Genomic DNA, 25,404 nt, shown 5'->3' with positions numbered 1-25,404 from the left:
CTGTCCGACAGATGACCTGGCGTTGTCGGTTAATGTTTTCACCGCCTACGAAGTATTCGCCTCGTCAGCACTCTCCACATGGTCAAGGGTATGTCGATCAGGCCCGGCATCGGGTCGCTTGCCGTGAATGTCGCCCATGCCCGCACCGAACCGAACGAGCGCAAATAGGCCCGCCTTGTCAGCCGGCCACTTGAGATCAACTTGCTGACGGCCACTATATCCCGAGCCAGGTACATCCAGGATGTATTCGGCCGCGCCGAGACCGCCCTGACCTCGCGGCCCGATCTGATCGCCCAAAGCATGGCGCCGAGATCGACGCCCGCGGCAGCGGCAAGCCCAAACCATGTCCAGGGTCGCGGATTGACATCGAGTATCTTCAACGAGCCATCGCGGGGGTCGCGCTTGAATTCGACCTCCACCAGTCCGTGGTGACCGATCGATCCAAGAAGCCGGCGCGCGGCGTCGATCAGCTGCGGCTCGTCGACGACCTCCACGAACGTGCTGGTATAGCCGAAATCGACCGGATATTGCCGGCTGCGGCGGGCAGTGAACTCGGCCACCGGTGCGCCCCGGTTCCAAAGCGCCGCGTAGGAAAACTGGTTTTCTCCTCCTCCCGGTATCATTTCCTGGACGACGACATTCTCAAAACCAATGTCTTCGGCGGCCCATTTGTAGGCTGTCAGGAACGACGCCTGGTCGTTGGCGAGAATGGCCTTTGCACGGGCGAAACGGCTGCGCCCGCCCATGTTCGGCTTCAGGATGACGGGAAAGCGAAGCTCGGCCGCCCCTGCCTGCTCAACCGAAGTCAACTCGTAGGTCAGCGGAATGGCGAGCGCCAGTTCGCGGGCACGGCGATACAGAAGCGGCTTCTCACAGACCCATTTCAGCTGCTGCCATGGTGGCAGGACCACGTCGAATACATCGGACAGTTGCTCGATGGCTTGCGACACCAGGCGAACTTCAGGGTCGCCACCGGGAACCAGAAGAAAGCCGCCCAATCCCTGGGTCGCAGCCAGGTCGAGCAGGAAGGCAACGGCGCCGTCATCCTCGGGGCCGGGCCACGTCATCTGCCGATGAGCGTAACGCGAAAAGCGGGGCAAAGGCGTGTCGGCGCTTATCAGCCAGACCGGCACTTTCTGCGCGCCAAGGCTCCTGGCCAGCGCCAGCGTCCCGTGCGCCCCACCAAGAATAACCACCCCGGCGGGCCGACTGGAAACACGATCGTCCATTTCTGGCTGGGAGAGCATCCGTCAAATCCGACAATCGGTGCGCAGTGGCGAGACTTCTGGTTACCGATTGACCGGCCTGCAAAAAGTAAGAGACATCTCATATAGAAGCTGGTCGCCCAGGTGCCGCCACCACCGGCGGAACGTCTCATACCAATGCTTTCCACATGGTAATGAAAATTGGCGCCGCTTTAGAAAGAGGCCCCGGCAGCCGGCAGTGACCATGCCAGGATTGTTATGCGTTCCGACTTGGACCGGTTCAGCAATCCACCGACGTTGAACCGGCTAACATAAGACAAGACTGCGCCGCGGACGATGCCCGACCGACGGCCCTAGTTCGTCACGACGATCCGCGTATTGCCGAAACCCACTTCCCGCACCATCGAATAGAAGGTCGCGGCGTTGGCCGTGTGCAGCCGCACGCAGCCATGCGATGCCGGCCTGCCGAGTTGCCTGACGGCGCCGGTTCCATGGATGGCATAGCCGCCATGGAAGAACACGGAATAAGGCATTGGCGACATATGGTATTTGCGCGAATACCACATCCGTGCCGTGCGTTGCGGCCGATAGGTGCCACGCGGCGTGAAATAGCCGGATCGCGCGGTGGACACGCTCCACCGGTAAACCGAAAAGCCGTATCTGACCGTCATCGTCTGCGACGACACATCTATGTTTGCAACGAGGCTGGCCGCCCAGCCTTGCCCCGCGGCACCGAACAGCATCGCGACAAACACGGCTGCCATGAGAACAGTCTTTTTCATGCGATCAAACCCCTTTGATTGCCCCTTACTTGCCTGCCATCACGTTGTTTTTCATCTTTTTAATGGCAAGTGATGCGATAGCACACACTCCTTGACCAATTCGCCAATCCAAAGCAGCGAATTTGAACGATTTCGCGCGATAGTTGCCGCAACGACACGCCGCACCGGTCTGTTCACCGTCGGGCTTGCAAAACCGCTGATATCGCTGCTCAACTCGTCGCATGAACGAGCGACTCCTCAAGGCTATCGATGACCGGCGCGACGATGTCGTCGCGCTGACCGCCGACCTGATCCGATTTCCGACCATCAACCCACCCGGCGAGGCCTACCGGCCATGCGCCGAATATCTCGGTGCGCGACTGAGGAAGAGTGGCTTCGAGACCGAATTCATCCGCGCCGAAGGCACACCCGGCGACACCGATCGCTACCCGCGTGTCAATGTCGTTGCACGGTTCGACGGACGGTCGCCCGGTGCCTGCGTCCACTTCAACTCGCATATCGACGTTGTCGAAGCCGGCGACGGCTGGAGCGTCGATCCCTTTGCCGGCGTCGTCCGCGACGGCAAGGTATACGGCCGGGGTGCCTGCGATATGAAGGGTGGCCTTGCCGCCTCGGTCATTGCAGCGGAAGCCTTCATGGAGGTGTTTCCCGACTTTCCAGGCGCCATCGAAATATCGGGCACTGTCGACGAGGAATCCGGTGGCTTCGGCGGCGTCGCCCATCTGGCGAGGCTCGGCTACTTCTCGAAACCCAGGGTCGACCACGTCATCATCCCCGAGCCACTGAACAAGGACCGCATCTGCCTTGGTCATCGCGGCGTCTGGTGGGCCGAGATCGAGACCAAGGGCGAGATCGCGCACGGCTCGATGCCGTTTCTGGGCGACAATGCGGTGCGCCATATGGGCGCCGTCCTGCAGGCCTTCGAGGATGAACTGTTCCCCGCGCTCGACCGCAAGACGACGCGCATGCCGGTGGTGCCCGAAGGCGCCAAGCGCTCGACCATGAACATCAACTCCATCCACGGTGGCCAGACCGAGGATTTCCGGCCCGGCCTGCCTTCGCCCAATGTGCCCGATTCCTGCCGGCTGACCATCGACCGCCGCTTCCTGCTCGAAGAGGACCTCGACACGGTCAAAGGTGAAGTGACTGGCATTCTCGACCGGCTGAAGCGCCAGCGGAAGAAATTCGACTACGAGATCCGCGACCTGATGGAAGTGCTGCCGCTGATGACGGAGCGCGACGCGCCCGTGGTCAAGGCGGTGGCGCAAGGAATCATGGCGATCTTCGACCGCGAACCGGACTATGTCATTTCGCCCGGCACCTACGACCAGAAGCACATTGCCCGCATCGGCCATATCTATGATTGCATCGCCTACGGTCCGGGCATTCTCGACCTCGCCCACCGGCCGGACGAATGGGTCGGGATATCGGACATGGTGGAAGCGGCCAAGGTGATGGCGATCGGGCTCAACGTGCTGCTGCGCGGCACAGCCACGGGATAGTCGCATCGCAACAAGCTTCGACCAGCCGACAGGGCTGTCACGGCAAAAACATTCCCAGCCATCCTGCCGGGCAGAACGAAACGCAATTTACTCCGTGGCCAAATCACGCTTCTATCGCCCGGGTTTGAGCACGTGTCTGAAAACGCATGGGGAGTTGCACGATGAGATTGTGGAAAACCATCCTGGCCGCAGCGGTGCTGTCGCTGGCCACTGGCACGTCGGCATTCGCCGCGCGAACCGACCTCGTCATCGGCATCCCGCTCGAACCGCCGCATCTCGATCCGACCGCCGGTGCTGCCGCAGCCATCGACGAGGTTCTCTACGCCAATGTGTTCGAGGGCCTGACCCGCATCGGGCCAAATGGCGAGGTGCTGCCGGATCTGGCCGAAAGCTGGACCATTTCCGATGACGGCAAGGTCTACACCTTCAAGCTGCACACCGGCGTCAAATTCCACGACGGCACCGATTTCGACGCCAGTGACGTTAAGTTCTCGCTCGACCGCGCCCGCGCCGACAATTCGGTCAATGCGCAGAAGGGTCTGTTCGCCGCGATCGACAAGGTCGACGTGGTGGATCCGGCAACGGCCAAGGTGACGCTGAAGAACCCGCAAGGCTCCTTCCTCTACAATATGGGCTGGGGCGACGCGGTGATCGTGGCGCCTGAATCGGCCGACACCAACAAGGAGAAGCCGATCGGCACCGGCCCGTTCAAATTCCAGAGCTGGGCCAAGGGGTCGTCGATCACGCTGGTCAAGTCGGACAATTACTGGGGCACGCCGGTGTCCCTCGACAAGGCCGAGTTCCGCATCGTGCCGGATGCGGCGGCCTACGTACCGGCGCTGCTGTCGGGCGACATCCAGGCTTTTCCGTTCTTCGATGCCGACAGCGTCGCGCAGGTCAAGGACGACCCGCGCTTCAAAGTGGTGATCGGCGCGACCGAAGGCGAAACCCTCCTGTCGATCAACAACAAGAAGCCGCCTTTCGATAAATTGCAGGTGAGACAAGCGATCTCCTATGCGCTCGACCGCAAGGCGATCATCGACGGCGCCTCGGCCGGCCTCGGCCAGCCGATCGGCTCGCACATGTCACCGGCCAACAAGGACTATGTCGACCTCACCGGCCGTTATCCGCATGATGTCGCCAAGGCCAAGGAACTGCTGAAGGAAGCGGGACTGGAGAACGGTTTCAAGGCGACGCTGAAATTGCCGCCGCCCTCCTACGCGCGGCTCGGCGGCGAGATCATCGCCTCGGAACTTCGCGACGTCGGCATCGATCTCGAGATCATCCCGGTCGAATGGGCGCAGTGGCTGGATCAGGTGTTCACCAAGAAGGACTACGACCTGACCATCGTCTCGCACACCGAGCCCAACGACATCGATATTTATTCGCGCAAGGACTATTACTTCAACTACGAAAATCCGGCCTTCGACAAGGTGATTGCCGACCTGAACCTCACCTCCGACGAGGCCAAGCGCAAGGAATTGCTCGGACAGGCGCAGAAGATCCTGGCCGATGATGCCGTGGTCGGCTTCCTCTTCGAACTGCCCAAGGTCGGCGTCTGGGATGCCAAGCTGCAAGGGCTGTGGGAAAACGCACCGATCCAGGCCAATGACCTGACCAAGGTGAAGTGGTCGGATTGAAGACTCATTCTTTCCTGCGGAACTTGCGTTCCGTCCCACCCCCCTCTGCCCTGCCGGGCATCTCCCCCGCAAGGGGGGAGATCGGCAGTTCGGCCGATGGCTCCCGTTTTGCGATCTTATTGATTTGCACGACATCGGTGGTTGGCGAAAGCCGCGGTGAGAGCGCAATCTCCCCCCTTGCGAGGGAGATGCCCGGCAGGGCTGAGTGGGGTGGGACGGAGCCACACCATTCCCAGCTCTTTGCCATCGGCAACGCAGCGGCCTCATGACCGTCTATCTCCTCAAGCGCCTCACCATCGCCATTGCCACGCTGGTGCTGGCCTCCATCGTGGTGTTCGCCGTGTTGGAGATCCTGCCCGGCGACCCGGCGCGGCTGATGTTGGGCATGAACGCCAGCGCCGACCAGGTCGAGCTGTTGCGCAATCAGATGGGGCTCAACGCACCGCTGCCTTGGCGCTACCTGCATTGGGCCGGCGGCCTGCTCAGTCTCGATTTCGGCCGCTCCTACACCTATTCGGTGCCGGTCATCGATCTCGTACGCGAGCGGCTGGCTGTCTCCCTGCCGCTGGCGCTGATTGCGCTGGCGCTCTCCACCATCATCGCCATTCCGGTCGGCCTGTTTTCGGCCAGCCGGCGCGGACGGGCCGGCGATACAGTGGCGATGGGCGCCGCACAGCTTGGCGTCGCTGTCCCCAATTTCTGGTTCGCGCTGATGCTGATCTATGTCTTCGCCGTCTGGCTGCGGCTGGTTCCGGCCGGCGGCTTTCCCGGCTGGGGCGCAGGCCTCTGGCCGGCGCTGAAATCGCTGCTGCTGCCGGCAGTGGCACTTGCCTTGCCGCAGGCCGCGATCTTGGCGCGCGTCACCCGCTCGGCGCTGATCGAGGTGCTGAACGAGGACTATATCCGCACCGCCCGCGCCAAGGGCCTGCCTTACCGCGCGGTGTTGTGGCGGCACGCGCTGCGCAACGCAATGATCCCGGTGCTGACCATCCTCGGCTTGCAGTTCGCCTTCCTGCTTGCCGGCACCATCATCATCGAGAATGTCTTCTATCTGCCCGGCCTCGGCCGGCTGGTATTCCAGGCGATCACCCAGCGCGACCTGATCGTCGTCGAAAGCGTCGTCATGCTGCTGGTCGCCGCCGTCATTGCCGTCAACCTCCTCGTCGACCTTTCCTATGCAGTCGTCGATCCGCGTCTGAGGAGCCGGCAATGACGCTGCACATCGAAATCCCCGAGGAGACGTTCGGCAGCATCCTGGCCAAGGCTTTCAGGAACACCGCGTTCGTTGCCGGTTTCGTCATCACCTTGCTGATCCTGGCGATGGCGATCATCTCCTACGTCTGGACACCCTACGACGTCACGAAACTGGTGATATCAGACAAGACGCAGGCCCCCTCGCTGGCGCACTGGTTCGGCACCGATCATTTCGGCCGCGACATCCTGTCGATGGTCATGGTCGGCGCCCGCAATTCGATTGCCGTGGCGTTGGTCGCGGTCGGCATCGGCATGGGTGTCGGCGTGCCGCTCGGCGCCTTTGCCGCGGCGCGCGGTAGCCTCGTCGACGAGGCGCTGATGCGGCTGAACGATCTCGTCTTCGCCTTCCCCGCTTTGCTGTCGGCCATCATGATCACCGCCATCTTCGGACCGGGCGCCGTCAACGCCATCATCGCCATCGGCATCTTCAACATTCCGGTGTTTGCCCGTGTCGCCAGGGCCGGCGCGCTGGCGATCTGGCCGCGCGAGTTCATCCTTGCCGCGCGCGCCGCCGGCAAGAGCAGCACGCAGATCAGCATCGAACATGTCCTGCCCAACATTGCCACGCTGCTTCTGGTGCAAGGCACCATCCAGTTCGCGTTGGGCATCCTGGCCGAAGCCGGGCTTTCCTATCTGGGCCTGGGCGCCCAACCGCCAATGCCGAGCTGGGGCCGCATGCTGTTCGACGCGCAGACCCGCATGGTGGTGGCGCCGTGGATGGCAATCTTTCCCGGCATGGCGATCGTCGTCACCGTGCTTGGGCTCAACCTTCTGGGCGATGGCATCGCCGACATCCTCGACCCGAAATCGCGGCGGCAGCGATGAGCCTGCTCGAGGTCGAGAACCTGTCGCTGACCATAGGCGACACGCCGATCCTCAAAGGCATGGAGCTTTCCGTTGCGCCCGGCGAGGTCATGGGACTGGTCGGTGAATCCGGTTCGGGCAAGTCGATGACGGCGCTGACGGTGATGCAGCTTCTGCCTCATGCCGCGCGCGCGTCCGGGCGCGTCTTGTTCGACGGCATCGACATCCTTGCGGCAACCGAGGACCAGATGTGCGCACTGCGCGGTGACGACATCGGCATTGTGTTCCAGGAGCCGATGACGGCGCTCAATCCGGTCAAGACGATCGGCGAACAGGTCGCCGAGGGCATACGCTGGCACACCAGGGCAAGCCGCGCCGAGGCCGAGGAGCGTGCGCGAAAAATGCTCGACCGCGTCGGCCTGCCCTCGGCAAAATTCCCTCTCTCGCGCTATCCACACGAACTGTCCGGCGGCCAGCGCCAGCGCGTCGTCATCGCCATCGCCTGTGCGTTGAAGCCGAAGCTGCTGATTGCCGATGAGCCGACGACGGCGCTCGACGTTGTTCTGCAGGCCCAGATCCTCGACCTCCTGCGCGACCTCGTCACGGAGAGCCGCATGGGCTTGCTGTTGATCTCGCACGATCTTGCGGTGGTGACCGAGATGGCCGACCGCATCACTATCCTGCGCCACGGCGAGGTGATGGAGGCCGGCGACACGGCGCGCACGCTGTCCGAACAGCTCCACCCCTACACGCGCCAACTGGCGCAGGCCTCGATGCATGTGCCGGCGCGGGCGAGGCCGCATGGCGTCGGATCGAGCCAACTCTTGCTTCAGGTCGAGGGCGTGACGCGCGACTATCCCGGCCGGCGCACCTCGCTGTTCAGGCGTGCGCCTGATATCCGTGCCGTGGACGATGTATCCCTGTCGATGGCGCCAGGCCAATCGGTGGCGCTGGTTGGTCGCTCCGGCTGCGGCAAGTCAACGCTCGCCCGCATGATCCTGGCGCTCGACCGACCAAGCTCGGGCACGATCCGGTTTCGCGGCGAGTCCATCACCGACAAGAGCGAAGCGGAACTGAAGCCGGCCCGGCGTGACATGCAGGTTGTCTTCCAGGATCCTTACGGCTCCTTCGACCCGCGCCAGAAGGTTGAAAAACTGGTCGCCGAACCCCTGCATGTTCTGGACAAGAAGCCGACGCGCGCCGAGCGCCACGAAATGGTGGCGCATGCGCTGCATGAAGTCGGCCTCGACCAGCGCGACATGGACAAATATCCGCATGAGTTTTCCGGCGGCCAGCGCCAGCGCCTTTCGATCGCCCGCGCCATCATCACCCGCCCCAAGCTGGTCGTCGCCGACGAGCCGGTCTCGGCGCTCGATGTCTCGATCCGCGCCCAGATCCTGGATTTGTTCGCCGAGCTCAACCAAAAACTCGGCATCGCCTATCTCTTCATCACACACGACCTGTCCGTCGCCCGCGCCGTCACGGACGAGGTGCTGGTCATGCATGACGGCAAGATCGTCGAGCGCGGCAAGACGAACGAGGTGCTGGATCACCCGCAATCCGAGGCGGCCAAGGTGCTGGTCACTGCTGCCCCGAACCTGCAGCGGGCAATCGCTCGGCGGATGCAGGAACAGGGTTAGCCCATCAGATCATCTGGAATATTCCGGTGGTCTTGAACCGGAGATAGGCCTCGATGCTGCGCGCCATATTGGGCAGCATTTCGGGCAAGTCGTCGGGCGCGAACCAGCCGACGGCACTGCTCTCGTCATCGGTAACGGCCGGCTCACCTTCAAAGGAGCGCGTGTAGAACATCAGCGCGAAAAACTGGGCGCGATCGCCATTCGGAAACTGGAAGGTTTCATAGTGCGGGTCACAGCCGAACCCGAACGGCTCGACATCGCTGACGATCAACCCGGTTTCCTCGAGTACCTCCCGGACCACGAGGGTCTCCAGGCCCTCGCCTTCCTCGGCATTGCCGCCAGGCAGGCCCCACAGGCCAAAATCAGTTCGTTTCTGCAACAGGATGCTGCCGTCGGCGCGTTCGATGACGATGCGAGCGCCCGGCATGAGCACCAGACGATCCCCGATCAGCGCCCGCAATTGTCCCAGATAGCTGTCGGCAAAGGCCATTCCAACGCTCCCCGCAGCTAGCGAAACCGTTGCGCGAGCAACACCTCAGCCTTCCGGCTTGACCACGTCGACCGGACTGATGTCGAGCAGGTCGAGCGTGCGCCGGAGCAGCCGCACCTCGCTCTCGGCTAGCTGCGAATCCGCCTTGGCGATCTCGGCCATATGGCGGGCCAGTTGCTTGCGCCGCTCGAGGTCGAGATCGCGGAACAGCGCAATGGCCTGCGAGCCGTTGGTCTCGTAGCCGAACTCGTTGAGATATTCGATGACGCTATCGATGCTGGTTTCGGCAATGCCGAAGGCGTCCTTGCAGATGCGTCGGAAGGCAACCATCTCGCTCTCGCTGACCGACCCGTCGGCCAGGATCATGCGGAACAGCATCAAGAGTTCCGCCGACAGGACCGGATCGTCCGCCACCTTGCGCACGCCCGGGTCGCCGTCGAAGATCGAGCGTATCTGGTCCAGCAATGCGAATGCCATCAGGAGCCCCTTTCCGATTCAGATGCGTCGCATGATTTCACCCAAGCGCGACGCGCTTGGATAGAGGTAGCGCGGAATCGGCCTTGCGCAAACAGGGCCGTCGTGGTCGAACGCCCGATATCTCAGCCGACCGGACATTTCCATACAACAAATGATCGACCTCACCACCCAGACCGTCGCCATGCTGGCGTTTGCCGGCTTTGCCGCGGGCTTTGTCGACTCGATCGCCGGCGGCGGCGGATTGATCACCATTCCCGCACTGCTTCTCGCCGGTTTCTCACCGATCGAAACGCTTGGAACCAACAAACTGCAAGGCATGTTCGGCTCTGGCTCGGCCACAATGCATTATGCCGCGAATGGCCATGTCGACCTGCGACGACAGCTGCCGTCAGCCTTGCTGGCGGTTGCCGGCGGCACTGCCGGTGCCTTGCTGGCAACGATTGTGCCGGGCGATATTCTACGCGCCTCGCTGCCACTTCTGCTGATCGCCATCGCATTTTATTTCGCCATAAAACCCAACATGGGTGATGTCGACCGTGCCGAGCGGCTGTCACCGTTCCTGTTCGGGTTGACTGTCGCGCCCGCAATCGGCTTCTACGACGGCCTGTTTGGACCCGGCGCCGGCTCCTTTTACATGCTGGCCTTCGTCGCACTCGCCGGTTTCGGCGTGCTCAAGGCGACTGCGCATACCAAGCTGCTCAATTTCGCCTCCAACATCGGCGGCTTCATCGTCTTCGCCGCGGTCGGCGTCGTCTACTGGAAGATCGGTTTGATGATGGGCGTTGCCCAATTCCTCGGCGCTCGCGTCGGCGCCAGCCTGGCCATGCGCATCGGTGCAAGACTGATCAAGCCGCTGCTGGTGGTCGTCTGCCTTGCGCTGGCCGTGAAGCTCTTGGCCGACCCGGCGAACCCGCTGCGTGTCATGATTGGTGTGTGAACACCCGCCCTGATAGAATGCCGCTGTTCGAATCATGTTGCGAGGAGCCAGACATGAATCTTAGCGCACCCACCCAAATTGTTTTCATCATTGCAGTTGTTATCGCCATCATCGGTGTTCTTGCCGCGCTTGGCGTTCTTGCGTTCATTCCACTCGCATCGGTGTGGATTGTTCTTATTGCCTTCATCGTGCTTGCCGGCGGCTGCTTGATGCGCGGCGCCTGACCAGTTTCCCTTCAAGTGGGGACCTGGAGCGCCCGGCCAAAAGCCGGGCGCTTTTGATTCTGGCCAATGGTCTGCTAGATTTGCCTCGGCAGAAGGATGGCCGATGCCAGTCGAGATGCAGCAACGGAAGGAACAGGACCGCTCCATTGCCGGGCGGTTCGAGATGCGCCGGCGCTTGCCCAGTCCTGCACTTGAAGGCATCGTCACCGACATCTGCAGCTATCGCGAAACGGCTGCTGGCCATTTCCACAATGTCGAATATGCATCGCTGACGGTGCCGCTGGTGATCAGCTTTGCCGAACCCTTCGCCATCGGCCTCGGCAAGGCGCCGGGCGACAATGACCGTTTCGCCAGTTTCGCCGCCGGCCTTTTTGCCGGACCGGTGGTGATTGAATCCTTCGGCGGCGCCTGCTGCGTCCAGGTCAACTTCACGCCGCTCGGCGCACGCCGGTTTTTCAAGCTGCCGATGAGCGAGCTCACCGACAGCATGGTCGTGCTCGACGACGTGCTTGGCGCCGAAGGCATGGCGCTGCGCGAGCGGCTTGGCAACGCGCCGGACTGGGCAGCGCGTTTCGACATCGCCGAAGCCTTCGTCGCGGCCCGTCTCGAGAATGCCGCCGAAACGCCGCTCGAAATCGCTTGGGCCTATGACCGCATCATCACCTCTGGTGGCCGGACCCGCATTTCGTCAATCGCCGAAAGGCTGGGCCGGAGCCGCAAGCATCTCGCCAGCGGCTTTTCCGATGCGATCGGTATCGGCCCCAAGACGCTGTCGCGCATCGTGCGCTTCAACCGGGCGCTCGGCCTGTCGAGGCAGCAGACCGTCGACTGGGCGGATATCGCCGCCGATTGCGGCTATGCCGACCAGGCGCATCTGGTACGCGAATTCCGCGACCTTGCCGGCGAGACGCCGACCGCACTTGCCAGGTAACATTTCTTCAAGACGCTGGAACGGCCTTCGACCAGAGTGATGCATGTCGCCCAAAAGTGCGCAGCGGTTTTGGGCATGCACAATCAAGGTTCATCGACCAACCCAACTGAAGGAGTTCCCATGCCCACCACCACGGAAGCGCCGCGCCTCTACCCCGCCCTGCGCTACAAGAACGCGGCAAGAATGATCGACTGGCTGTGCGAAGCCTTCGGCTTCAGCGTCCGTGCCCGCTATGGCGAAGGCGATGTCGTGCACCATGCCGAACTGGTTTTCGGCTCGTCGATGATCATGCTGGGCACCGTCCGCGACGACGACTACGGCAAGATGGTCGGCGAGCCCGGCTTAGGCGGCGGCAAGTCGATCTATATTGCCGTCGACGACGCCGATGCCGCCTATGCCAAGGCCAGGAAGGCCGGTGCCACGATCATCCAGGAATTGACCAACCGCGACTATGGCAGCCGCGAATTCATCTGCCGCGATCCGGAAGGCAATGTCTGGTCGTTCGGCACCTACTGGCCGAAGGCTGGCGAAAAGGCATAGGCAAGGTCTAGCGCGCCAGCGCGAAAATCGCGTCGCAGTCGAGGTGGGTTTCCAACTCGGCTGCGACCTCATCCAGCGCCCGCTCGACTTCGGCCCGATAATCGATGCCGCCACCCTTGATGCCGAGGCTTTCAAGGAATTTCCCGCGAAAGCCGTCGGCGCCGAACAGGCCATGCATATAGGTGCCGATCACCTTGCCGTCGGCGGAGACAGCGCCATCCTCGACACCATTGATGATCGCCGACGGTCGCATTGTGTCCGGACCCGTGGTGCGGCCAAGGTGGATCTCGTAGCCCTCGAGCGGCAGGTCGAATTGTACCGAGCGGGCACTGACATTGCGCACCGTCTTCTCCGGTTCCATCATCGTCTCGACGTCGAGCAGGCCGAGTCCTTCGGCTTCGGTGACACTGCCTTCGATGCCGTTCGGGTCGTGCACCGAGCGGCCAAGCATCTGGAAGCCGCCGCAAATGCCAACGACATGGCCGCCCCGCTTGCGATGGGCAAGAAGGTCGCGGTCCCAGCCATTCTCGCGAAATTTCAGGAGATCGCCGATCGTCGACTTGGAGCCGGGAATGACCACCAGCCCGGCGTCGGCCGGCAGCGGCTTGCCGGGCGGCACGAACACCACCTCGACCTGCGGTTCGGCCTTGAGCGGATCGAGATCGTCGAAATTGGCGATGCGGCCAAGCATCGGCACGGCCACCTTCAGCGCGCGCGCCTCGCCGGACGCCAGCCGTTCCAGCACCACCGAATCCTCCGAAGGCAGCTGCGCTGCCGCCTTCAGCCACGGCACCACGCCAAAACACCGCCAGCCGGTAAATTTCTCGATCGACCTTATGCCATCGTCGAACAGCGAGACGTCGCCGCGAAACTTGTTGATGAGGTAGCCGACGATCATGCGCCGGTCCTCTTCCGGCAGGATCAGATGCGTGCCGGCCACCGAGGCGATGACGCCGCCGCGATCGATATCGCCGACCAGCACCACCGGCACGTTGGCCCGCGTCGCAAAGCCCATATTGGCAATGTCGCGGTTGCGCAGGTTGATCTCGGCCGGCGAACCGGCGCCCTCCACGATGACCAGGTCGGCGCCCTCGCCGACCTTGTTCCAGGAGTCCAGCACGGCGTCCATCAGTTGGCCCTTCAGTGCCTGATAGTCGCGCGCCCGCGCTTCGCCAAACACCTTGCCCTGCACGATGACCTGCGCACCGACATCGGTCTGCGGCTTGAGCAGCACCGGGTTCATGTGGACCGACGGCGCCACACCGCAAGCGATCGCCTGCAGCCATTGCGCGCGGCCGATCTCGCCGCCGCCGGCCTTGTTGTCGCCGGGAATGTCGGCGACCGCAGCGTTGTTCGACATGTTCTGCGGCTTGAACGGCCGCACCTTCAGCCCACGCTTTTTTGCTGCGCGGCAAAGGCCGGCGACCAGCACCGTCTTGCCTACATCCGAACCCGTGCCTTGCAGCATGATCGCCTTGGCCATCAGCCCCTGCCCTGCGCCACGGTTCCGGTGATCGTGGATTTTGCAGCCAGTGGCCCGCCGCGCCAGATGTAGAGCGCCAGCAATGGCTCTATACCGGTGCGCATGGCGTGGTTGACGTTGGAAGCATGGTGGACCACCTCGCCGGCCGCGCGCCGGCGAAACCCGCTCTCACCCATCCGCCACTCAGTGCCGCCGGTCAGCGGGATGTAGATCTCCTCGGCAACATGATGATGGTCGGGATAGACGATATCGGGGCCAAGAATCAGCAGGCCGGCCGCAACCTGGTCATTGGCGAAGTGGCCACGGGTGCCGAACACTTCGAGCCAGCCGTAATTGTCGATGAATGCCTCACCGAAATCCGCCTTGCTATAGGTCTGCCCCCAGCGGAGATCATTCCGACGTTCCGCAAGCAATCGCACCAGCGGCTTGGCATCGGGCGGCGCCAGTTCGGCGGCGCGATCGAGGTGGCGCAGGCAGCCAAGCGGATGCGGCTCCAGCGCGCGGGCTGGCATGTCCCAGGCGATCCCCGCCACGGCGTAGCGCACCAGGGCGTCGTCCACGGAAGCGAGATAGGCGTGGAACTGTTCCAGCAGTTCATCGAATTTTGTCGCCACGTCTCGCTCCGAACATGCATTGGTGCACAGCCGCTCCGCAGGAGGTCGGGTTGCGCGGCGGCATCATTGGTCTAGATTGGTGCGCGCGCAAAGCCAAAAACAACAGGCCAGCGAGCTTAAGATGTGTTGAGATTCAGGTCAGGCCGAGCCGAAAACGGCGGTTTTCGAGAACCGGAGCGGAGCGTACTTAAAGTACGTGAGCACCGGAAGCGCAGGAAACCGACGTTTGCAGGCCGGCATCACCTGAATATCAACACATCTTAGCTGGCCAGCACATAGGGAGCACGCCATGGACGCCGCGGTCGATGCGAGCACCAGCCAGTTCGAACTCAACGAGGAACAGCGCGCCATCCAGGAGATGGCGCAGGCCTTCGCCGCCGACCGCGTCGCGCCGAACGCACTCGATTGGGACCGCAGGAAACACTTCCCCGCCGACGTGATCCGCGAGACTGGGCCGCTGGGCCTCGGCGGCATCTATGTCCGAGACGATGTCGGCGGCTCCGCGCTCGGCCGGCTCGACGCTGTGCTGATCTTCGAGGCGCTTTCGCACGCCGATCCGGCCTTTTCGTCCTTCATCTCGATCCACAACATGGTCGCCTCGATGATCGACCGTTTCGGCAATGAGGAGCAACGCCAGCGATTCCTGCCGAAGCTCACTACGATGGAATGGCTGGCGAGCTACTGCCTGACCGAACCGGGCTCCGGGTCGGATGCCGCGGCGCTGAAGACGCGCGCGGTGAAAAGCGGCGGCAACTATGTCCTCAACGGCACCAAGCAGTTCATCTCGGGCGCCGGCGACAGCGATATCTACGCCGTCATGGTGCGCACCGGCGCCGATGGGCCGAAAGGCATTTCCACCATCGTCGTCCCCAAAGACGCGCCCGGCCTATCCTTCGGCGCCAACGAGCACAAGATGGGCTGGCATATGCAGTCGACCCGCCAGGTCATCTTCGAGGACTGCAAGGTGCCGGCGGAAAACCTTTTGTCGGGCGAAGGCGCCGGCTTCGGCATCGCCATGGCCGGGCTCGACGGCGGCCGGCTGAACATCGCCGCCTGTTCGCTGGGCGGTGCGCAATCGGCGCTCGACAAGGCGCTGTCCTACGCCGCCGAGCGCAAGGCGTTCGGCTCCAGGATCAACCAGTTCCAGGCGCTGCAGTTCAGGCTGGCCGATATGGAGACCGAACTGCAGGCGGCGCGCATCTTCCTCTACGCCGCCGCCTCGAAGCTCGACCGCAAGGCGCCGGACGCCGGCAAATGGTCGGCGATGGCCAAGCGCTTCGTCACCGACACCGGCTTCACCGTGGCCAACGACGCGCTGCAGCTGCTCGGCGGCTACGGCTACCTGCACGATTACGGCATCGAGAAGCTGGTGCGGGACCTGCGCGTCCACCAGATCCTCGAAGGCACCAACGAGATCATGCGCGTCATCATCGCGCGAGCCCTGATCGGCCGCTGACGCCAGACGAACCTGGGAGACAGACAATGACGACGATCGCCTTCATCGGCCTCGGCAATATGGGCAATCCAATGGCGGCCAATCTGGTCAAGGCCGGGCATGCCGTGCATGGCTTCGACTTGATGCCGGAGAATCTGACGGTCGCCCGCGAGCATGGCGTCATCATCATGGCCAATGCACCGGCCGCGGTGAAGGACGCCGATGTGGTGATCACCATGCTGCCGGCCGGCAAGCATGTGCTGTCGGTCTATGAAGACATTGCTCCCAAGGCAAAAAAGGGCGCGCTGTTCATTGATTCCTCGACCATCGATGTCGAATCGGCCCGCAAGGCGCATGCCGTCGCCACCAAGCACGGCCTGCTGTCCATCGACGCACCGGTATCGGGCGGCACCGGCGGTGCGGCGGCCGGCACGCTGACCTTCATGGCCGGTGGCTCCGACGATGCCTTCGCCGCCGCCGAGCCGATCCTGAAGCCGATGGCGGGGCGCATTGTCCATTGCGGCGGCGGCGGCGCTGGACAGGCCGCCAAGATCTGCAACAACATGATTCTCGGTATTTCGATGATCGGCGTCGCCGAAGCCTTCGTGCTGGCGGAAAAGCTCGGCCTCTCTCACCAGGCGCTGTTCGACGTCGCCTCGACCTCGTCCGGCCAGTGCTGGTCGCTGACCACCTACTGCCCGGTGCCCGGCCCTGTGCCGACCTCGCCCGCCAACCGCGACTACAAGCCGGGCTTTGCCGCCGCTCTGATGCTGAAGGACCTGAAGCTGGCGCAGGAGGCAGCGCAAGGTTCCGGCGCGGTGACCCCGCTTGGTGCTGAGGCAGCTCAGCTCTATGCGCTGTTCAACGCCCAGGGGCATGCAGGCGCCGATTTTTCCGGAATCATTAATTTTCTGCGCGGAGCCAACCCATAAGCTCCTAATATAACTGGGTTTTTTGCGTATCTTGAGAGAAACCGGTCAAATTTAGGTTTGCTTAAGCTCTCGATAACCCCCCGGTAACGATGTTTCTGTAAAACGGAATGCGAGGCGGACATATCGCATCCGCCCGGCGCTCCGGATCAGGTCTCGCGTACCGGAGCCCGTAAGTTTCGCCAAGTGTTTGCGTAGCGAAACGCCATGCGTATCTGGCAAAGCCGCGTTCCCGATGGAGCGCGGTTTTTGCATTTCCGCCCGGTTTCATCAGTGCAGCCTGTTTTATATACCGATTGCCGCATTCGGGATCGCGACATGATCTTCATTGATCAGCACGATCGGTGCATCGGCTCCCTCGACCCGGACGACCAGCAGGCGCAGGCTCCACGTGCCTGCTGTCCGGACAGCGGTCGAGAAGGCGGTGCCCTTGCCCTTGGCGCCATGGACCGGAATGCTGAACTGGGCATCGCCCGCCCCATTCGCATTGACATTGAGATGGCCACCGACCCAGAAACTCTCGGTCAGGTCATCACCGAGGGCGGCCTTGACGCGGTCGTCGGCGCGAAGCTTGTCCATGGTCATGTGATAGGCATCGCTGCCTTTCAGCACGAAAGGAATGCCGCCGACCATCGCCGCACAGCCGCCGATGCTGACCACCCAGATGACAAGGCCGGCGATCGCCCAGTTGCGTTGCGTCTTGCGGAACTGTTCCGCGTCGCGCCAGGCGCGGTTCTGCCAGGCCCAGCGGCTGCCGCGCGCACCCAGTACGATGATCATGACGATGTTGACGACAGGGATCAGTGCCAGCAGCGCGATGAAGGTGCTGTTGCCGATACCCCAGATCCAGTTGAGGAAGAAGGCGCCCCAGTTCCAGCGGTCAAGTTCGGCCGGAATTTCGGCGGGCTGGTTGAGCGGCTGTCCGGCCATGATGTTCCCCCATCGGCAGATGTGCTTGATGGGTTCTAGCGTATGACCTCGAAAAACGGGAATCGGTTTTTCCCGAGCGGCCTTTCTTTGTCAGGCCTTGTTGGAAAGCCGGCGAAAATTCGCCTTCACCGTACGGCTTGCCGGCTTCAGCGCGGCGCTGATCGACCGTTCCGCGGCGACGCCGTTGAACAACGACGGCGTGCGGCCGGCAAGGATTTCCGGCCAGAACCGCGATGCCGACTGCAGGAAGGACATTTGCGCCGCAAACGCCCCTTCGGCCATCGCCACGGTCTTCTCGTTCACCGCGCGCGCCGTCTCCGTGCCCCATGGCTTCCCGCTCCCGGCATCCAGCGCCATCAACGGCAGCCGCATCAGCGCCACCATCGGCGCCAGCATCAGGTCACCGCCGATGCTGGCTGCGTCTTGCAGCCGTCGGCTCTTGCCGGTCTTTTTCATGGAAACAGTCCCCTTGTCGCAGCCACGTCGGCTGCTGACCCGCACACTAAGCGCTGAGGGTGAAATTCGTTCCCCAACGAAATGTTTCTCGAAGCCGGGCATTCCCATCGAGAACGCCCGGTCGAGGTACCGATCCCTATCGCTTGCGCAGATCCGCCTGCGCCAGGTCCAGCGCCTTGGAGATGCGCTCGCAAGCCATGTCGATCGTGTCACGGGTCCAGATCAGCGGCGGCGACAGGATCATCGTGTCGCCGGTGGCGCGCAGCATCATGCCTTGCGCGATCGCATGGTCGCGCACGGTCACCGCCGCACTTCCCGACGGCAGGAACCGCTCCTTGGTGGCCTTGTCCTTGACGATTTCGATCGCGCCCATCAGCCCGATCGAGCGCACCTCGCCGACCAGATCATGCCCGGCAATGCGCTCCTGCAACGCCTTGGCGAAATACGGCCCGGTATCGTTCCTGACGCGATCGACCAGCCCTTCCCGCTCGATGATCTCAAGGTTCTTCAGCGCCACGGCACAGGCCACCGGATGACCGGAATAGGTATAGCCGTGATTGAACTCGCCGCCCTTCCCGACCAGGGTCGCGGCGATGCGGTCGCCGACCAGCAATGCCGACAGCGGCTGGTAGCCCGAGGTCAGTGCCTTGGCCGTGGTGATGGTGTCCGGCTCGATGCCGAGCGTTTGTGATGCGAACCATTCACCGGTGCGGCCATAGCCGGTGATGACCTCGTCCAGCATCAGCAGGACATCGTATTTGCGGCAGATGCGCTGCACTTCCGGCCAATAGCTGACCGGCGGTATCTTCACGCCACCTGCCCCCATCACCGGCTCGCCGATGAAGGCCGCAACCTTGTCGGCACCGGCTTCGAGGATCGCATCCTCGACGGCCTTGGCCGCCCGCAGGCCGAAATCATGATCGCTCTCGCCCGGCAGTGCCAGTTCATAGGCATAAGGCATCATCACATGGACGATGTTGGGCACCGCGCCGCCGAGCTGCTTGTGCATGGCGTCCATGCCGCCGAGTGATGTGCCCGCAACGGTCGAGCCGTGATAAGCCATCTTGCGCGAGATGATGCGGTTCTTCTCCGGCTTGCCTTCCAGCACCCAGTAGTGGCGGACAAGGCGCAGAGCCGTGTCGTTGGCTTCCGAACCGGACGAGCCGTAGAACACCTGGTTGACGTGCTTCGGCGCGATTTCCGCCAGCTTCTTGGACAACAGCACCGGCGTCGGCGTCGAGCATTTGAAGAAGGAGTTGTAGTAGGGCAGCTCCTTCATCTGCGCATAGGCGGCCTCGGCCAGCTCGTCGCGGCCATAGCCGATGTTGACGCACCACAGCCCGGCCATGCCGTCGAGGATCTCTGTCCCCTCGGAATCGTAGATGAACGGCCCGTTGGCATGGGTGATGATGCGCGAGCCGGCTTCGCGCAATTCCTTATGGTCGGTGAACGGGTGGAGATGGTGCGCGGCGTCGATCTGCTGAAGCTGCTTCAGCGAATAATTCTGATAGGTCATTGATCTGATCTTTCCTCTGGATTCTATCCGGCCGTGCCGGGAGCGAATGCGTCAGAGGCAAGCAGGTGGTGAATAACCGATGCGGGCGCACAGGCGCAGAAGCTCGGCGCGCAGCGTGCGCGGTGACGGTGTCACCGCGACCCGGAATGCGCGAGCCCCAAATACGGGAGCCAAAGTCCTGACGAAAGCCATGGACGGCACCTTAGAGCAATTCCGGGAAAAGAGTGAAGCGGTTTTCCCGGGAAAAGCTCGTAGCGCTCTCCCTCAGGGAATTGCATCAAAACAAAGAGCGAGCAAAGGGCGGTCGAAGTGAACCACCCTTTGCGTTTGCAGCGCCGAGACTTCGGCTCATGCCTTGCCGCTCAGCGCCCTTTGTAGGAACACATATTTCATCGCCGTCTGCGCCGCCTGCGGCCGGCGGTCGCCGCGTCCACCATGTCCGCCCTCGGTCTCCTCGAAGAACAGCGTCCGGGTGTGGCCGGCTTCCTGCAGGCGGGCCGCCATCTTGCGCGCATGACCGGGATGGACGCGGTCGTCAGCGGTCGAGGTGGTCAGTAGCACCGGAGGATAGGCGGCATCGGCCGCAACATGCTGGTAGGGCGAATAGGCCGAAAGCCACTTCGCATCTTCCGGTTTCGACGGATCGCCATATTCGGCCATCCAGGAGGCACCTGGCGGCAATTCGGTGTAGCGCAGCATGTCGAGCAGCGGCACCTCGATGATCACGGCACCGAAAAACTCGGGATGCTGCGTCATGGAAACGCCGGTCAGCAAGCCGCCGTTCGAGCCGCCCTGGATGCCGAGCGAAGCGGCCGTCGCAATGCCGCGCTTGACGACGTCCTGCGCGACCGCGGCGAAATCGTCGAAGGCGTTCTGGCGGTTGCCCTTGAGCGCCGCCTGATGCCAGGCCGGGCCGAACTCGCCGCCGCCGCGAATGCAGGCTTGGACATAGGCATTGCCCCTCTCCAGCCACAGCCTGCCGCGCACGCCGGCATAACTTGGCAGAAGCGGGACTTCGAAACCACCATAGCCATAAAGCAGCGTCGGCACCGGACCCTTGTGGTTGCGCCGCCGGACGACGAAGTACGGGATCATTGTGCCGTCCTTCGAGCGCGCCTCGAACTGCTCCGAGATCAGCGGCGCCGCATCGAAGCGGGCCGGCTGCGACTTCACGGTGGCGAGCGTCTCGCCATCGTCGTCCGACCAGATGATCGAACTCGGCGTCAGGAAGTCGGTGAAGGAGAAGGAAACGCTGGAGCCGAAATGCTCGGCGTGGCTGATGCCGACATTGCCGTTCTCGGGCAGTGCCACGGGTTTCTGCGACCAGCCGCCCTCCTTGCGCTCGCAGACGACGACCTTGCCGCGCACATTGTCCATCAGATTGATGAACAGGCGGTCCTGCGTGCGGGCAATGCCGGCGATCGACACGCGATACGCCGGCTCCAGCAAGGTCTCCACCGGGCCGAGCGTGCCGGTTTCTACCCAGTGTGCCAGATCCAGCGAATAGAGGCCGTCAGGCTTGCACGAGGTGCCATCCGGCGCCGTCCACGGGCTGCGCACGCCGAAGACGAGCTGGTCCCTGAAGATCGCCGTATCGGTCACGTCGTCAGGCAGCGGCAGACGTTTGTTCTCGCCGGAAGCCAACCGCAGGAAGATATGCGAGGCGAAGAAATCGAGTGTCTGGGCCAGGATCAGATAACGTCTGTCGCCGTCGAACTCGACGCCAGCGCCAACCGCGAGATCCTCCTTCCGCCCCTCGAAGATCGGTGTCGCGTCTTCCAGTTTGGTGCCGCGCTTCCACAGCTTGACCACGCGCGGATAACCGGATTGCGTCTTGTCCTCCTCCTCGAAAGCCGCCGAGACGATGACGGTGTCCTTGTCCAGCCAGCCGAAGCCCGACTTGGAAGCGGGTGCGCGAAATCCGTCCTCGACAAAGGATTTGGTCGCGATGTCGAATTCGCGCATCTCGCTGGCGTCACCGCCATCCGGCGACATCGAGACAAGGCAGAGGTTGAAGTCCGGAAAGAGCCGGCTGGCACCGCTGAACACCCACTTGATTCCGTCCTTGGCCGCTAGCTGGTCGAAGTCGACGATCGTTTCCCAGTCGGGCTTCTCGGTCTTGTAGGAAGCGACCGTCGTGCGGCGCCACAGCCCGAGCACATTGGTCTTGTCCTGCCAGAAATTGTAGACATGGCCGGCAATCGCGGCACCGACCGCGATATTGTCCTCGGCCGTCATCAGGTCGAGCGCGGTCTGGAACGACGCCTGATAGGACGGATCGCCCTGCAATTCACCGACCGTTACCTCGTTCTGACCATGCACCCAGTCGAGCGACTGCTTGGCTGTCCTGTCCTCCAGCCAGAGAAAGGGATCTTCGGTCGAAGGGGTGGAATTTGGCAGGGTCTGTGTGGTCGACTTGGTCATAGGGTCTCCGGTAAACTCATCAAGGCTCGGTGTCGCACACATCGTCATGCCACTACCGAAATTCAATTGGAACGCGCGAAAGAAGCGACCCGCCATACCGCATCAAGTGCGAAACCTTATCCGGCCATGTGTCGCTACGAGGAAGCCTCATGCAATTTCTCTACATTGCGAAAGAGAGATTTGATCCGTCCAGGGGCACAGAATGGACGAAATACATCGAGTGGTCGGGCCTCACCCAACTGACCGAAGTCGTCACCCTCGATGGAATGCTTGGCCCGGTCGCGCTTGGCGAGACAAAGGACAGCTACTGGCCCCACATTGTCAACGAGGACTGGATGCTCGATTTCTTTGTGGACCTGGAGTTTCTGCTTTCGCAACTGGCAGATACGAACGAACTGAATATTTTAAGCGTAATTCGAAAGCCGTCGACGGACGTGCATTCGATTGATTGGGGCGGTTTCATCTTCCTGGGCTACGATTTGTTGGATCAAGAAGGTTCCATAAGCGCGTTGACCAACTGCGGTGGATTTCCCGACGTGTTTGCGAATTCGGAGTTGTCTCAGTTTGGCCTGATACCCGACTTTGATCGTGCCGTTGAAATTCAGGATATGCTGCGCCGGATGCACCCTGAGGAACGTCACGCCCATTGTAACATATGGGCAATTTCGAGATGCAGGGCGATGACGAGCTGCGGCATCCCACAATAGCGTCAGGCTGACCTTCGACCTACGATGCTCGCAACCGCCAGCGTCAGACACATCAGGCCAAGAATAATCGGCAGGCCTCTTGCACCCAGAATATCCATCGCTGTACCAGCCAGCGGCGGCACGGCGATGCCGCCGACACCCCACATCAGGGAGAAGGCGGCGTTGCCGGCAACCAGTGTCGAGCCGGTGAAGCGCTCACCGAGCTCGATGATCGACATCGTGTAGATTCCGTAGGAAACCGCACCCCAGACAAAGATCATCGGCCAGATCAGTGGCGTCTCGATGAGAAACGGCAGGAGCAGGCAGCCGAGCACCGTGATCGCGACACAAGCAAGCCGCACCAGACGCGCGGAGCGCCTTTCGGCCAGCAGGCCAAGTGGCACCTGCATGGCGATGTTGCCGGCGATCATCACCGAAAGCAGCGCCGACATGCGGGTCTCAGTGATGCCGTGATGGGTGCCATAGACGGGTAGCAAGGCCAGCGCGCCATGCTCGAAGCCGGCGGCAACGATAACGGCAAACAAAAGCAGCCACGCCAACGGCACGAAGCCCAGGACGGAAACGCGATGCCCGGCCTCGTCGACCTTGGGCAGACGCGGCAGCACCGAGGCCAGGCAGATGCCGCACAGCACGAAGGCGAAAATGCCGACGAGGAAGGGCGGCCAGCCCTCCGTGCCGACGGCAAGCAGGCAAAGCGGCCCGGCTGCGAAGCCGGCCGAGATGATCGTCGAATAGACGCCCATGACGCGGCCGCGCCGGGCCGGCGGCGCCAGCGCGATCACCCAGATCTCGCTCAGCACGTAAAGCGGGTTGGTCACCACGCCAATCAGGAAGCGCAGCGGAAACCAGAGATAGACATCCTGCGTCCAGCCGATCAGCACCAGCACGATCGCCGAAAGCGCCGCGCAGGAGAGTGCCGTGCGCCCTGCCCCGAACCGGCGCGCCAGCGCCGGGATCAGTGGTGACGAGACGATGAAACCTATCGGTGTCATTGCCGCCGACAGGCCGATCATCGCCGGTGAGACGCCCTGGCGCTGCAGGATGAAGCTCAGCAGCGGATAGGACAGGCCTTGCGCGATGGCGAACACCGAGACGGTCGCGATCACGCCGGTGATCGCCGCCCACTGCATCGCGGTCTCACTGTCGCTCGAACCGTTCGCGATCATGCCTTGCCGCTCCGGCGCACGGACGAGCGATACAGCGCGAACATCACCAGCAACGCGTCGAGACCGGCGATCACGACCGGCAGGCCGAGCGGGCCGATGCCTTGCATGAGCAGCCCGGCACCCGGCGGGCCGACAATACCGCCGACGCCCCACATCAGCGCGAAGGCGGCGTTGCCGGCGACCAGCACGGAGCCCTTGAAGCGGCTGCCCAGTTCGACCAGCGCCATCGTGTAGACGCCGTAGCCGACGGCGCCCATCACCAGCAGCACGACCCAGATCAGCGGCGTCATGACCAGCAGCGGCAGCAAAAGCGCGCAAGTCGCGGTTGCCAGCGCACAGACGATGATCATGGCACGACCGCCAAAATGCTCCGCCAGCAGGCCGAGTGGGATCTGCAGCAGGATGTTGCCCAGCGAAAGCGCCATCACCAGCGAGGCAAGCACGGCCTCCGCCAGGCCGTAGCTGGCGCCGAACACCGGCAGCAGCGCATAGGTGCTTTGCTGGACCGCGGCCGAAACCAGGACGGCAAGCAGCAGTGCCGGCGCCACCTTGGCAAAGCCGACTAGGCCACTGGCAGGTTGGCCGTCATCCTCGAAGCCGGTGAGCCTGGAAGAGACGGCGTGCAGGATCACCGCGCAGAGCGTGAAGCCGGCGACACCGACCAGGAAGGGAGCCCAGCCCGACGTGCCCAGCAGGGTCAGTGCGAACGGCCCGGCCGCATAGCCGGCGCCCAGCAGCGTGTTGAACACGCCCATGACCCGGCCCCGTCGCGATGGCGGCGCCAGCGACAGCGCCCAGACCTCGCCAAGTATGTAGAGCGGATTGATGACCACGCCGATGATGAAGCGGATGACGAACCAGGCCACCCAGTCCTGCAGATAGCCGATGCCCAGGAAGCAGAGCGCGCCGATCAGCGAGCAGCCGACCGCCAGCGTGCGTGCGCCGACCAGCCGCACCGCGGCCGGCACGAAGGAAGCCGAAAGGATCAGGCCGAGCGGCATCATCGCCGCCGACAAGCCGATCAGCACGGGCGACATTCCCTGCTTCTGCATCAGCAGCGTGAACAGCGGCGAGCTCAGCCCTTGCGCGGCGCCGAACATGGCAAGTGCTGCGGTGACGCCGGCAAGCGCTGCCCACTGCGTTCCCGCTTCGCCTTCGCTCGAGCCGGTCGCGACCATACTGATACTGTCATCCATTTGAAAGTGCAGGCCATCCCGCCGGCAAGCCCGACTAGCTACTGGTTCGATTTAGGGAAAGGAAGGGCCGGACGACGAAATCCGCTTGCGCCACCGGACCCGTCCTGTCGGCTGAAGCCGAT

Annotated in this window: 25 protein-coding genes; 12 read left to right on the top strand and 13 right to left on the bottom strand. The window is 62.9% G+C overall.

The window, feature by feature from the left end:
- Positions 1-38: 38 nt before the first annotated feature.
- From CGZ66_RS20955 to CGZ66_RS39235, 3 genes are all read right to left on the bottom strand, one after another.
- Positions 39-1,247, bottom strand: coding sequence for a carboxylate--amine ligase (locus CGZ66_RS20955; RefSeq protein ID WP_095087452.1), 1,209 nt, complete (start codon positions 1,245-1,247; stop codon positions 39-41).
- A 311-nt stretch (positions 1,248-1,558) separates the two neighbouring features.
- Complete coding sequence (locus CGZ66_RS20950) at positions 1,559-1,987, bottom strand: L,D-transpeptidase (protein WP_095087450.1); 429 nt, start codon at positions 1,985-1,987, stop codon at positions 1,559-1,561.
- A 25-nt stretch (positions 1,988-2,012) separates the two neighbouring features.
- Positions 2,013-2,210, bottom strand: a complete 198-nt coding sequence (locus CGZ66_RS39235; protein ID WP_143748794.1) for a hypothetical protein — start codon at positions 2,208-2,210, stop codon at positions 2,013-2,015.
- On the opposite strand from CGZ66_RS39235, the gene CGZ66_RS20945 reads away from it, so the two are divergent.
- The 5 genes from CGZ66_RS20945 (at position 2,209) to CGZ66_RS20920 (ending at position 8,827) form a co-directional block, all read left to right on the top strand.
- The gene (locus CGZ66_RS20945; protein ID WP_095087448.1) at positions 2,209-3,489 is read left to right on the top strand and encodes an acetylornithine deacetylase/succinyl-diaminopimelate desuccinylase family protein; all 1,281 of its coding nucleotides are present in this window, start codon (positions 2,209-2,211) and stop codon (positions 3,487-3,489) included. The two genes, CGZ66_RS39235 and CGZ66_RS20945, sit on opposite strands and share 2 nt — an antisense overlap.
- A gap of 161 nt (positions 3,490-3,650) precedes the next feature.
- Positions 3,651-5,129: an ABC transporter substrate-binding protein gene (locus CGZ66_RS20940; protein ID WP_095087446.1), complete on the top strand. Its 1,479-nt coding sequence runs from the start codon at positions 3,651-3,653 to the stop codon at positions 5,127-5,129.
- A 265-nt stretch (positions 5,130-5,394) separates the two neighbouring features.
- Positions 5,395-6,342 carry an ABC transporter permease gene (locus CGZ66_RS20930; protein WP_095087442.1) on the top strand — a complete coding sequence of 316 codons (948 nt, stop codon included), beginning with the start codon at positions 5,395-5,397 and terminating at the stop codon, positions 6,340-6,342.
- Positions 6,339-7,208 carry an ABC transporter permease gene (locus CGZ66_RS20925; RefSeq protein WP_095087440.1) on the top strand — a complete coding sequence of 290 codons (870 nt, stop codon included), beginning with the start codon at positions 6,339-6,341 and terminating at the stop codon, positions 7,206-7,208. Before CGZ66_RS20930 ends, CGZ66_RS20925 begins: the two co-directional genes overlap by 4 nt.
- A complete protein-coding gene (locus CGZ66_RS20920; protein WP_095087438.1) occupies positions 7,205-8,827 on the top strand; it encodes an ABC transporter ATP-binding protein in 1,623 nt (540 codons plus the stop codon). Before CGZ66_RS20925 ends, CGZ66_RS20920 begins: the two co-directional genes overlap by 4 nt.
- A gap of 4 nt (positions 8,828-8,831) precedes the next feature.
- On the opposite strand, the gene CGZ66_RS20915 is transcribed toward CGZ66_RS20920, so the two are convergent.
- A complete protein-coding gene (locus CGZ66_RS20915; RefSeq protein ID WP_095087436.1) occupies positions 8,832-9,317 on the bottom strand; it encodes an NUDIX domain-containing protein in 486 nt (161 codons plus the stop codon).
- Between the two features lie 45 nt (positions 9,318-9,362).
- Positions 9,363-9,794: a TerB family tellurite resistance protein gene (locus CGZ66_RS20910; protein ID WP_095087434.1), complete on the bottom strand. Its 432-nt coding sequence runs from the start codon at positions 9,792-9,794 to the stop codon at positions 9,363-9,365.
- A 151-nt stretch (positions 9,795-9,945) separates the two neighbouring features.
- On the opposite strand from CGZ66_RS20910, the gene CGZ66_RS20905 reads away from it, so the two are divergent.
- The 4 genes from CGZ66_RS20905 (at position 9,946) to CGZ66_RS20890 (ending at position 12,426) form a co-directional block, all read left to right on the top strand.
- Entirely contained in the window at positions 9,946-10,731 is a 786-nt protein-coding gene (locus CGZ66_RS20905) for a TSUP family transporter (protein WP_095087432.1), read from the top strand.
- 53 nt (positions 10,732-10,784) lie between these two features.
- A complete protein-coding gene (locus CGZ66_RS20900) occupies positions 10,785-10,955 on the top strand; it encodes a hypothetical protein (RefSeq protein ID WP_095088023.1) in 171 nt (56 codons plus the stop codon).
- A gap of 103 nt (positions 10,956-11,058) precedes the next feature.
- Positions 11,059-11,886, top strand: coding sequence for a helix-turn-helix domain-containing protein (locus CGZ66_RS20895; protein WP_095087430.1), 828 nt, complete (start codon positions 11,059-11,061; stop codon positions 11,884-11,886).
- A gap of 120 nt (positions 11,887-12,006) precedes the next feature.
- On the top strand, positions 12,007-12,426 hold the full coding sequence (locus CGZ66_RS20890) for a VOC family protein (RefSeq protein ID WP_095088016.1): 420 nt from the start codon (positions 12,007-12,009) through the stop codon (positions 12,424-12,426).
- 7 nt (positions 12,427-12,433) lie between these two features.
- Here the strand turns inward: CGZ66_RS20890 and CGZ66_RS20885 are convergent, their stop codons facing one another.
- Both CGZ66_RS20885 and CGZ66_RS20880 read right to left on the bottom strand, forming a co-directional pair.
- Positions 12,434-13,909, bottom strand: a complete 1,476-nt coding sequence (locus CGZ66_RS20885) for a cobyric acid synthase (RefSeq protein WP_095087428.1) — start codon at positions 13,907-13,909, stop codon at positions 12,434-12,436.
- Positions 13,909-14,523, bottom strand: coding sequence for a dimethylsulfonioproprionate lyase family protein (locus CGZ66_RS20880; protein WP_095087426.1), 615 nt, complete (start codon positions 14,521-14,523; stop codon positions 13,909-13,911). Before CGZ66_RS20880 ends, CGZ66_RS20885 begins: the two co-directional genes overlap by 1 nt.
- A gap of 289 nt (positions 14,524-14,812) precedes the next feature.
- Here CGZ66_RS20880 and CGZ66_RS20875 point away from each other — a divergent pair, with 289 nt between their 5' ends.
- Together CGZ66_RS20875 and mmsB are read left to right on the top strand one after the other, a co-directional pair.
- On the top strand, positions 14,813-15,979 hold the full coding sequence (locus CGZ66_RS20875) for an isobutyryl-CoA dehydrogenase (protein WP_095087424.1): 1,167 nt from the start codon (positions 14,813-14,815) through the stop codon (positions 15,977-15,979).
- Positions 15,980-16,005: 26 nt separating this feature from the next.
- A complete protein-coding gene (gene mmsB / locus CGZ66_RS20870) occupies positions 16,006-16,890 on the top strand; it encodes a 3-hydroxyisobutyrate dehydrogenase (protein WP_095087422.1) in 885 nt (294 codons plus the stop codon).
- A 282-nt stretch (positions 16,891-17,172) separates the two neighbouring features.
- On the opposite strand, the gene CGZ66_RS20865 is transcribed toward mmsB, so the two are convergent.
- The 4 genes from CGZ66_RS20865 to CGZ66_RS20845 all read right to left on the bottom strand — a co-directional run bounded on the left by CGZ66_RS20865 (position 17,173) and on the right by CGZ66_RS20845 (position 22,213).
- Positions 17,173-17,817 (bottom strand): cytochrome c oxidase assembly factor Coa1 family protein, encoded by a 645-nt coding sequence (locus tag CGZ66_RS20865; RefSeq protein ID WP_095087420.1) that lies wholly within the window; start codon positions 17,815-17,817, stop codon positions 17,173-17,175.
- Positions 17,818-17,907: 90 nt separating this feature from the next.
- A complete protein-coding gene (locus CGZ66_RS20860) occupies positions 17,908-18,273 on the bottom strand; it encodes a hypothetical protein (protein ID WP_095087418.1) in 366 nt (121 codons plus the stop codon).
- Positions 18,274-18,409: 136 nt separating this feature from the next.
- On the bottom strand, positions 18,410-19,789 hold the full coding sequence (locus tag CGZ66_RS20855; protein WP_095087416.1) for an aspartate aminotransferase family protein: 1,380 nt from the start codon (positions 19,787-19,789) through the stop codon (positions 18,410-18,412).
- A gap of 348 nt (positions 19,790-20,137) precedes the next feature.
- Positions 20,138-22,213 carry a prolyl oligopeptidase family serine peptidase gene (locus CGZ66_RS20845; RefSeq protein ID WP_095087412.1) on the bottom strand — a complete coding sequence of 692 codons (2,076 nt, stop codon included), beginning with the start codon at positions 22,211-22,213 and terminating at the stop codon, positions 20,138-20,140.
- 149 nt (positions 22,214-22,362) lie between these two features.
- On the opposite strand from CGZ66_RS20845, the gene CGZ66_RS20840 reads away from it, so the two are divergent.
- Entirely contained in the window at positions 22,363-22,920 is a 558-nt protein-coding gene (locus CGZ66_RS20840; RefSeq protein ID WP_095087410.1) for a hypothetical protein, read from the top strand.
- A 2-nt stretch (positions 22,921-22,922) separates the two neighbouring features.
- On the opposite strand, the gene CGZ66_RS20835 is transcribed toward CGZ66_RS20840, so the two are convergent.
- A complete protein-coding gene (locus tag CGZ66_RS20835) occupies positions 22,923-24,086 on the bottom strand; it encodes an MFS transporter (RefSeq protein WP_245331151.1) in 1,164 nt (387 codons plus the stop codon).
- The gene (locus CGZ66_RS20830) at positions 24,083-25,264 is read right to left on the bottom strand and encodes an MFS transporter (protein WP_095088002.1); all 1,182 of its coding nucleotides are present in this window, start codon (positions 25,262-25,264) and stop codon (positions 24,083-24,085) included. Before CGZ66_RS20830 ends, CGZ66_RS20835 begins: the two co-directional genes overlap by 4 nt.
- Positions 25,265-25,404: the final 140 nt, after the last annotated feature.

This window comes from Mesorhizobium sophorae, from assembly GCF_002270415.1.
In the GTDB taxonomy this organism is placed as follows: Bacteria; Pseudomonadota; Alphaproteobacteria; order Rhizobiales; family Rhizobiaceae; genus Mesorhizobium; species Mesorhizobium sophorae.
This window is presented reverse-complemented; position numbering and strand designations above follow the sequence as displayed.

Coding starts and splice junctions, on each gene's coding strand:
- CGZ66_RS20955 (WP_095087452.1), bottom strand. CDS start 1,247: ATGCTCTCCCAGCCAGAAATGGACGATCGTGTTTCCAGTCGGCCCGCC.
- CGZ66_RS20950 (WP_095087450.1), bottom strand. CDS start 1,987: ATGAAAAAGACTGTTCTCATGGCAGCCGTGTTTGTCGCGATGCTGTTC.
- CGZ66_RS20945 (WP_095087448.1), top strand. CDS start 2,209: ATGAACGAGCGACTCCTCAAGGCTATCGATGACCGGCGCGACGATGTC.
- CGZ66_RS39235 (WP_143748794.1), bottom strand. CDS start 2,210: ATGCGACGAGTTGAGCAGCGATATCAGCGGTTTTGCAAGCCCGACGGT.
- CGZ66_RS20940 (WP_095087446.1), top strand. CDS start 3,651: ATGAGATTGTGGAAAACCATCCTGGCCGCAGCGGTGCTGTCGCTGGCC.
- CGZ66_RS20930 (WP_095087442.1), top strand. CDS start 5,395: ATGACCGTCTATCTCCTCAAGCGCCTCACCATCGCCATTGCCACGCTG.
- CGZ66_RS20925 (WP_095087440.1), top strand. CDS start 6,339: ATGACGCTGCACATCGAAATCCCCGAGGAGACGTTCGGCAGCATCCTG.
- CGZ66_RS20920 (WP_095087438.1), top strand. CDS start 7,205: ATGAGCCTGCTCGAGGTCGAGAACCTGTCGCTGACCATAGGCGACACG.
- CGZ66_RS20915 (WP_095087436.1), bottom strand. CDS start 9,317: ATGGCCTTTGCCGACAGCTATCTGGGACAATTGCGGGCGCTGATCGGG.
- CGZ66_RS20910 (WP_095087434.1), bottom strand. CDS start 9,794: ATGGCATTCGCATTGCTGGACCAGATACGCTCGATCTTCGACGGCGAC.
- CGZ66_RS20905 (WP_095087432.1), top strand. CDS start 9,946: ATGATCGACCTCACCACCCAGACCGTCGCCATGCTGGCGTTTGCCGGC.
- CGZ66_RS20900 (WP_095088023.1), top strand. CDS start 10,785: ATGAATCTTAGCGCACCCACCCAAATTGTTTTCATCATTGCAGTTGTT.
- CGZ66_RS20895 (WP_095087430.1), top strand. CDS start 11,059: ATGCCAGTCGAGATGCAGCAACGGAAGGAACAGGACCGCTCCATTGCC.
- CGZ66_RS20890 (WP_095088016.1), top strand. CDS start 12,007: ATGCCCACCACCACGGAAGCGCCGCGCCTCTACCCCGCCCTGCGCTAC.
- CGZ66_RS20885 (WP_095087428.1), bottom strand. CDS start 13,909: ATGGCCAAGGCGATCATGCTGCAAGGCACGGGTTCGGATGTAGGCAAG.
- CGZ66_RS20875 (WP_095087424.1), top strand. CDS start 14,813: ATGGACGCCGCGGTCGATGCGAGCACCAGCCAGTTCGAACTCAACGAG.
- mmsB (WP_095087422.1), top strand. CDS start 16,006: ATGACGACGATCGCCTTCATCGGCCTCGGCAATATGGGCAATCCAATG.
- CGZ66_RS20865 (WP_095087420.1), bottom strand. CDS start 17,817: ATGGCCGGACAGCCGCTCAACCAGCCCGCCGAAATTCCGGCCGAACTT.
- CGZ66_RS20860 (WP_095087418.1), bottom strand. CDS start 18,273: ATGAAAAAGACCGGCAAGAGCCGACGGCTGCAAGACGCAGCCAGCATC.
- CGZ66_RS20855 (WP_095087416.1), bottom strand. CDS start 19,789: ATGACCTATCAGAATTATTCGCTGAAGCAGCTTCAGCAGATCGACGCC.
- CGZ66_RS20845 (WP_095087412.1), bottom strand. CDS start 22,213: ATGACCAAGTCGACCACACAGACCCTGCCAAATTCCACCCCTTCGACC.
- CGZ66_RS20840 (WP_095087410.1), top strand. CDS start 22,363: ATGCAATTTCTCTACATTGCGAAAGAGAGATTTGATCCGTCCAGGGGC.
- CGZ66_RS20835 (WP_245331151.1), bottom strand. CDS start 24,086: ATGATCGCGAACGGTTCGAGCGACAGTGAGACCGCGATGCAGTGGGCG.
- CGZ66_RS20830 (WP_095088002.1), bottom strand. CDS start 25,264: ATGGTCGCGACCGGCTCGAGCGAAGGCGAAGCGGGAACGCAGTGGGCA.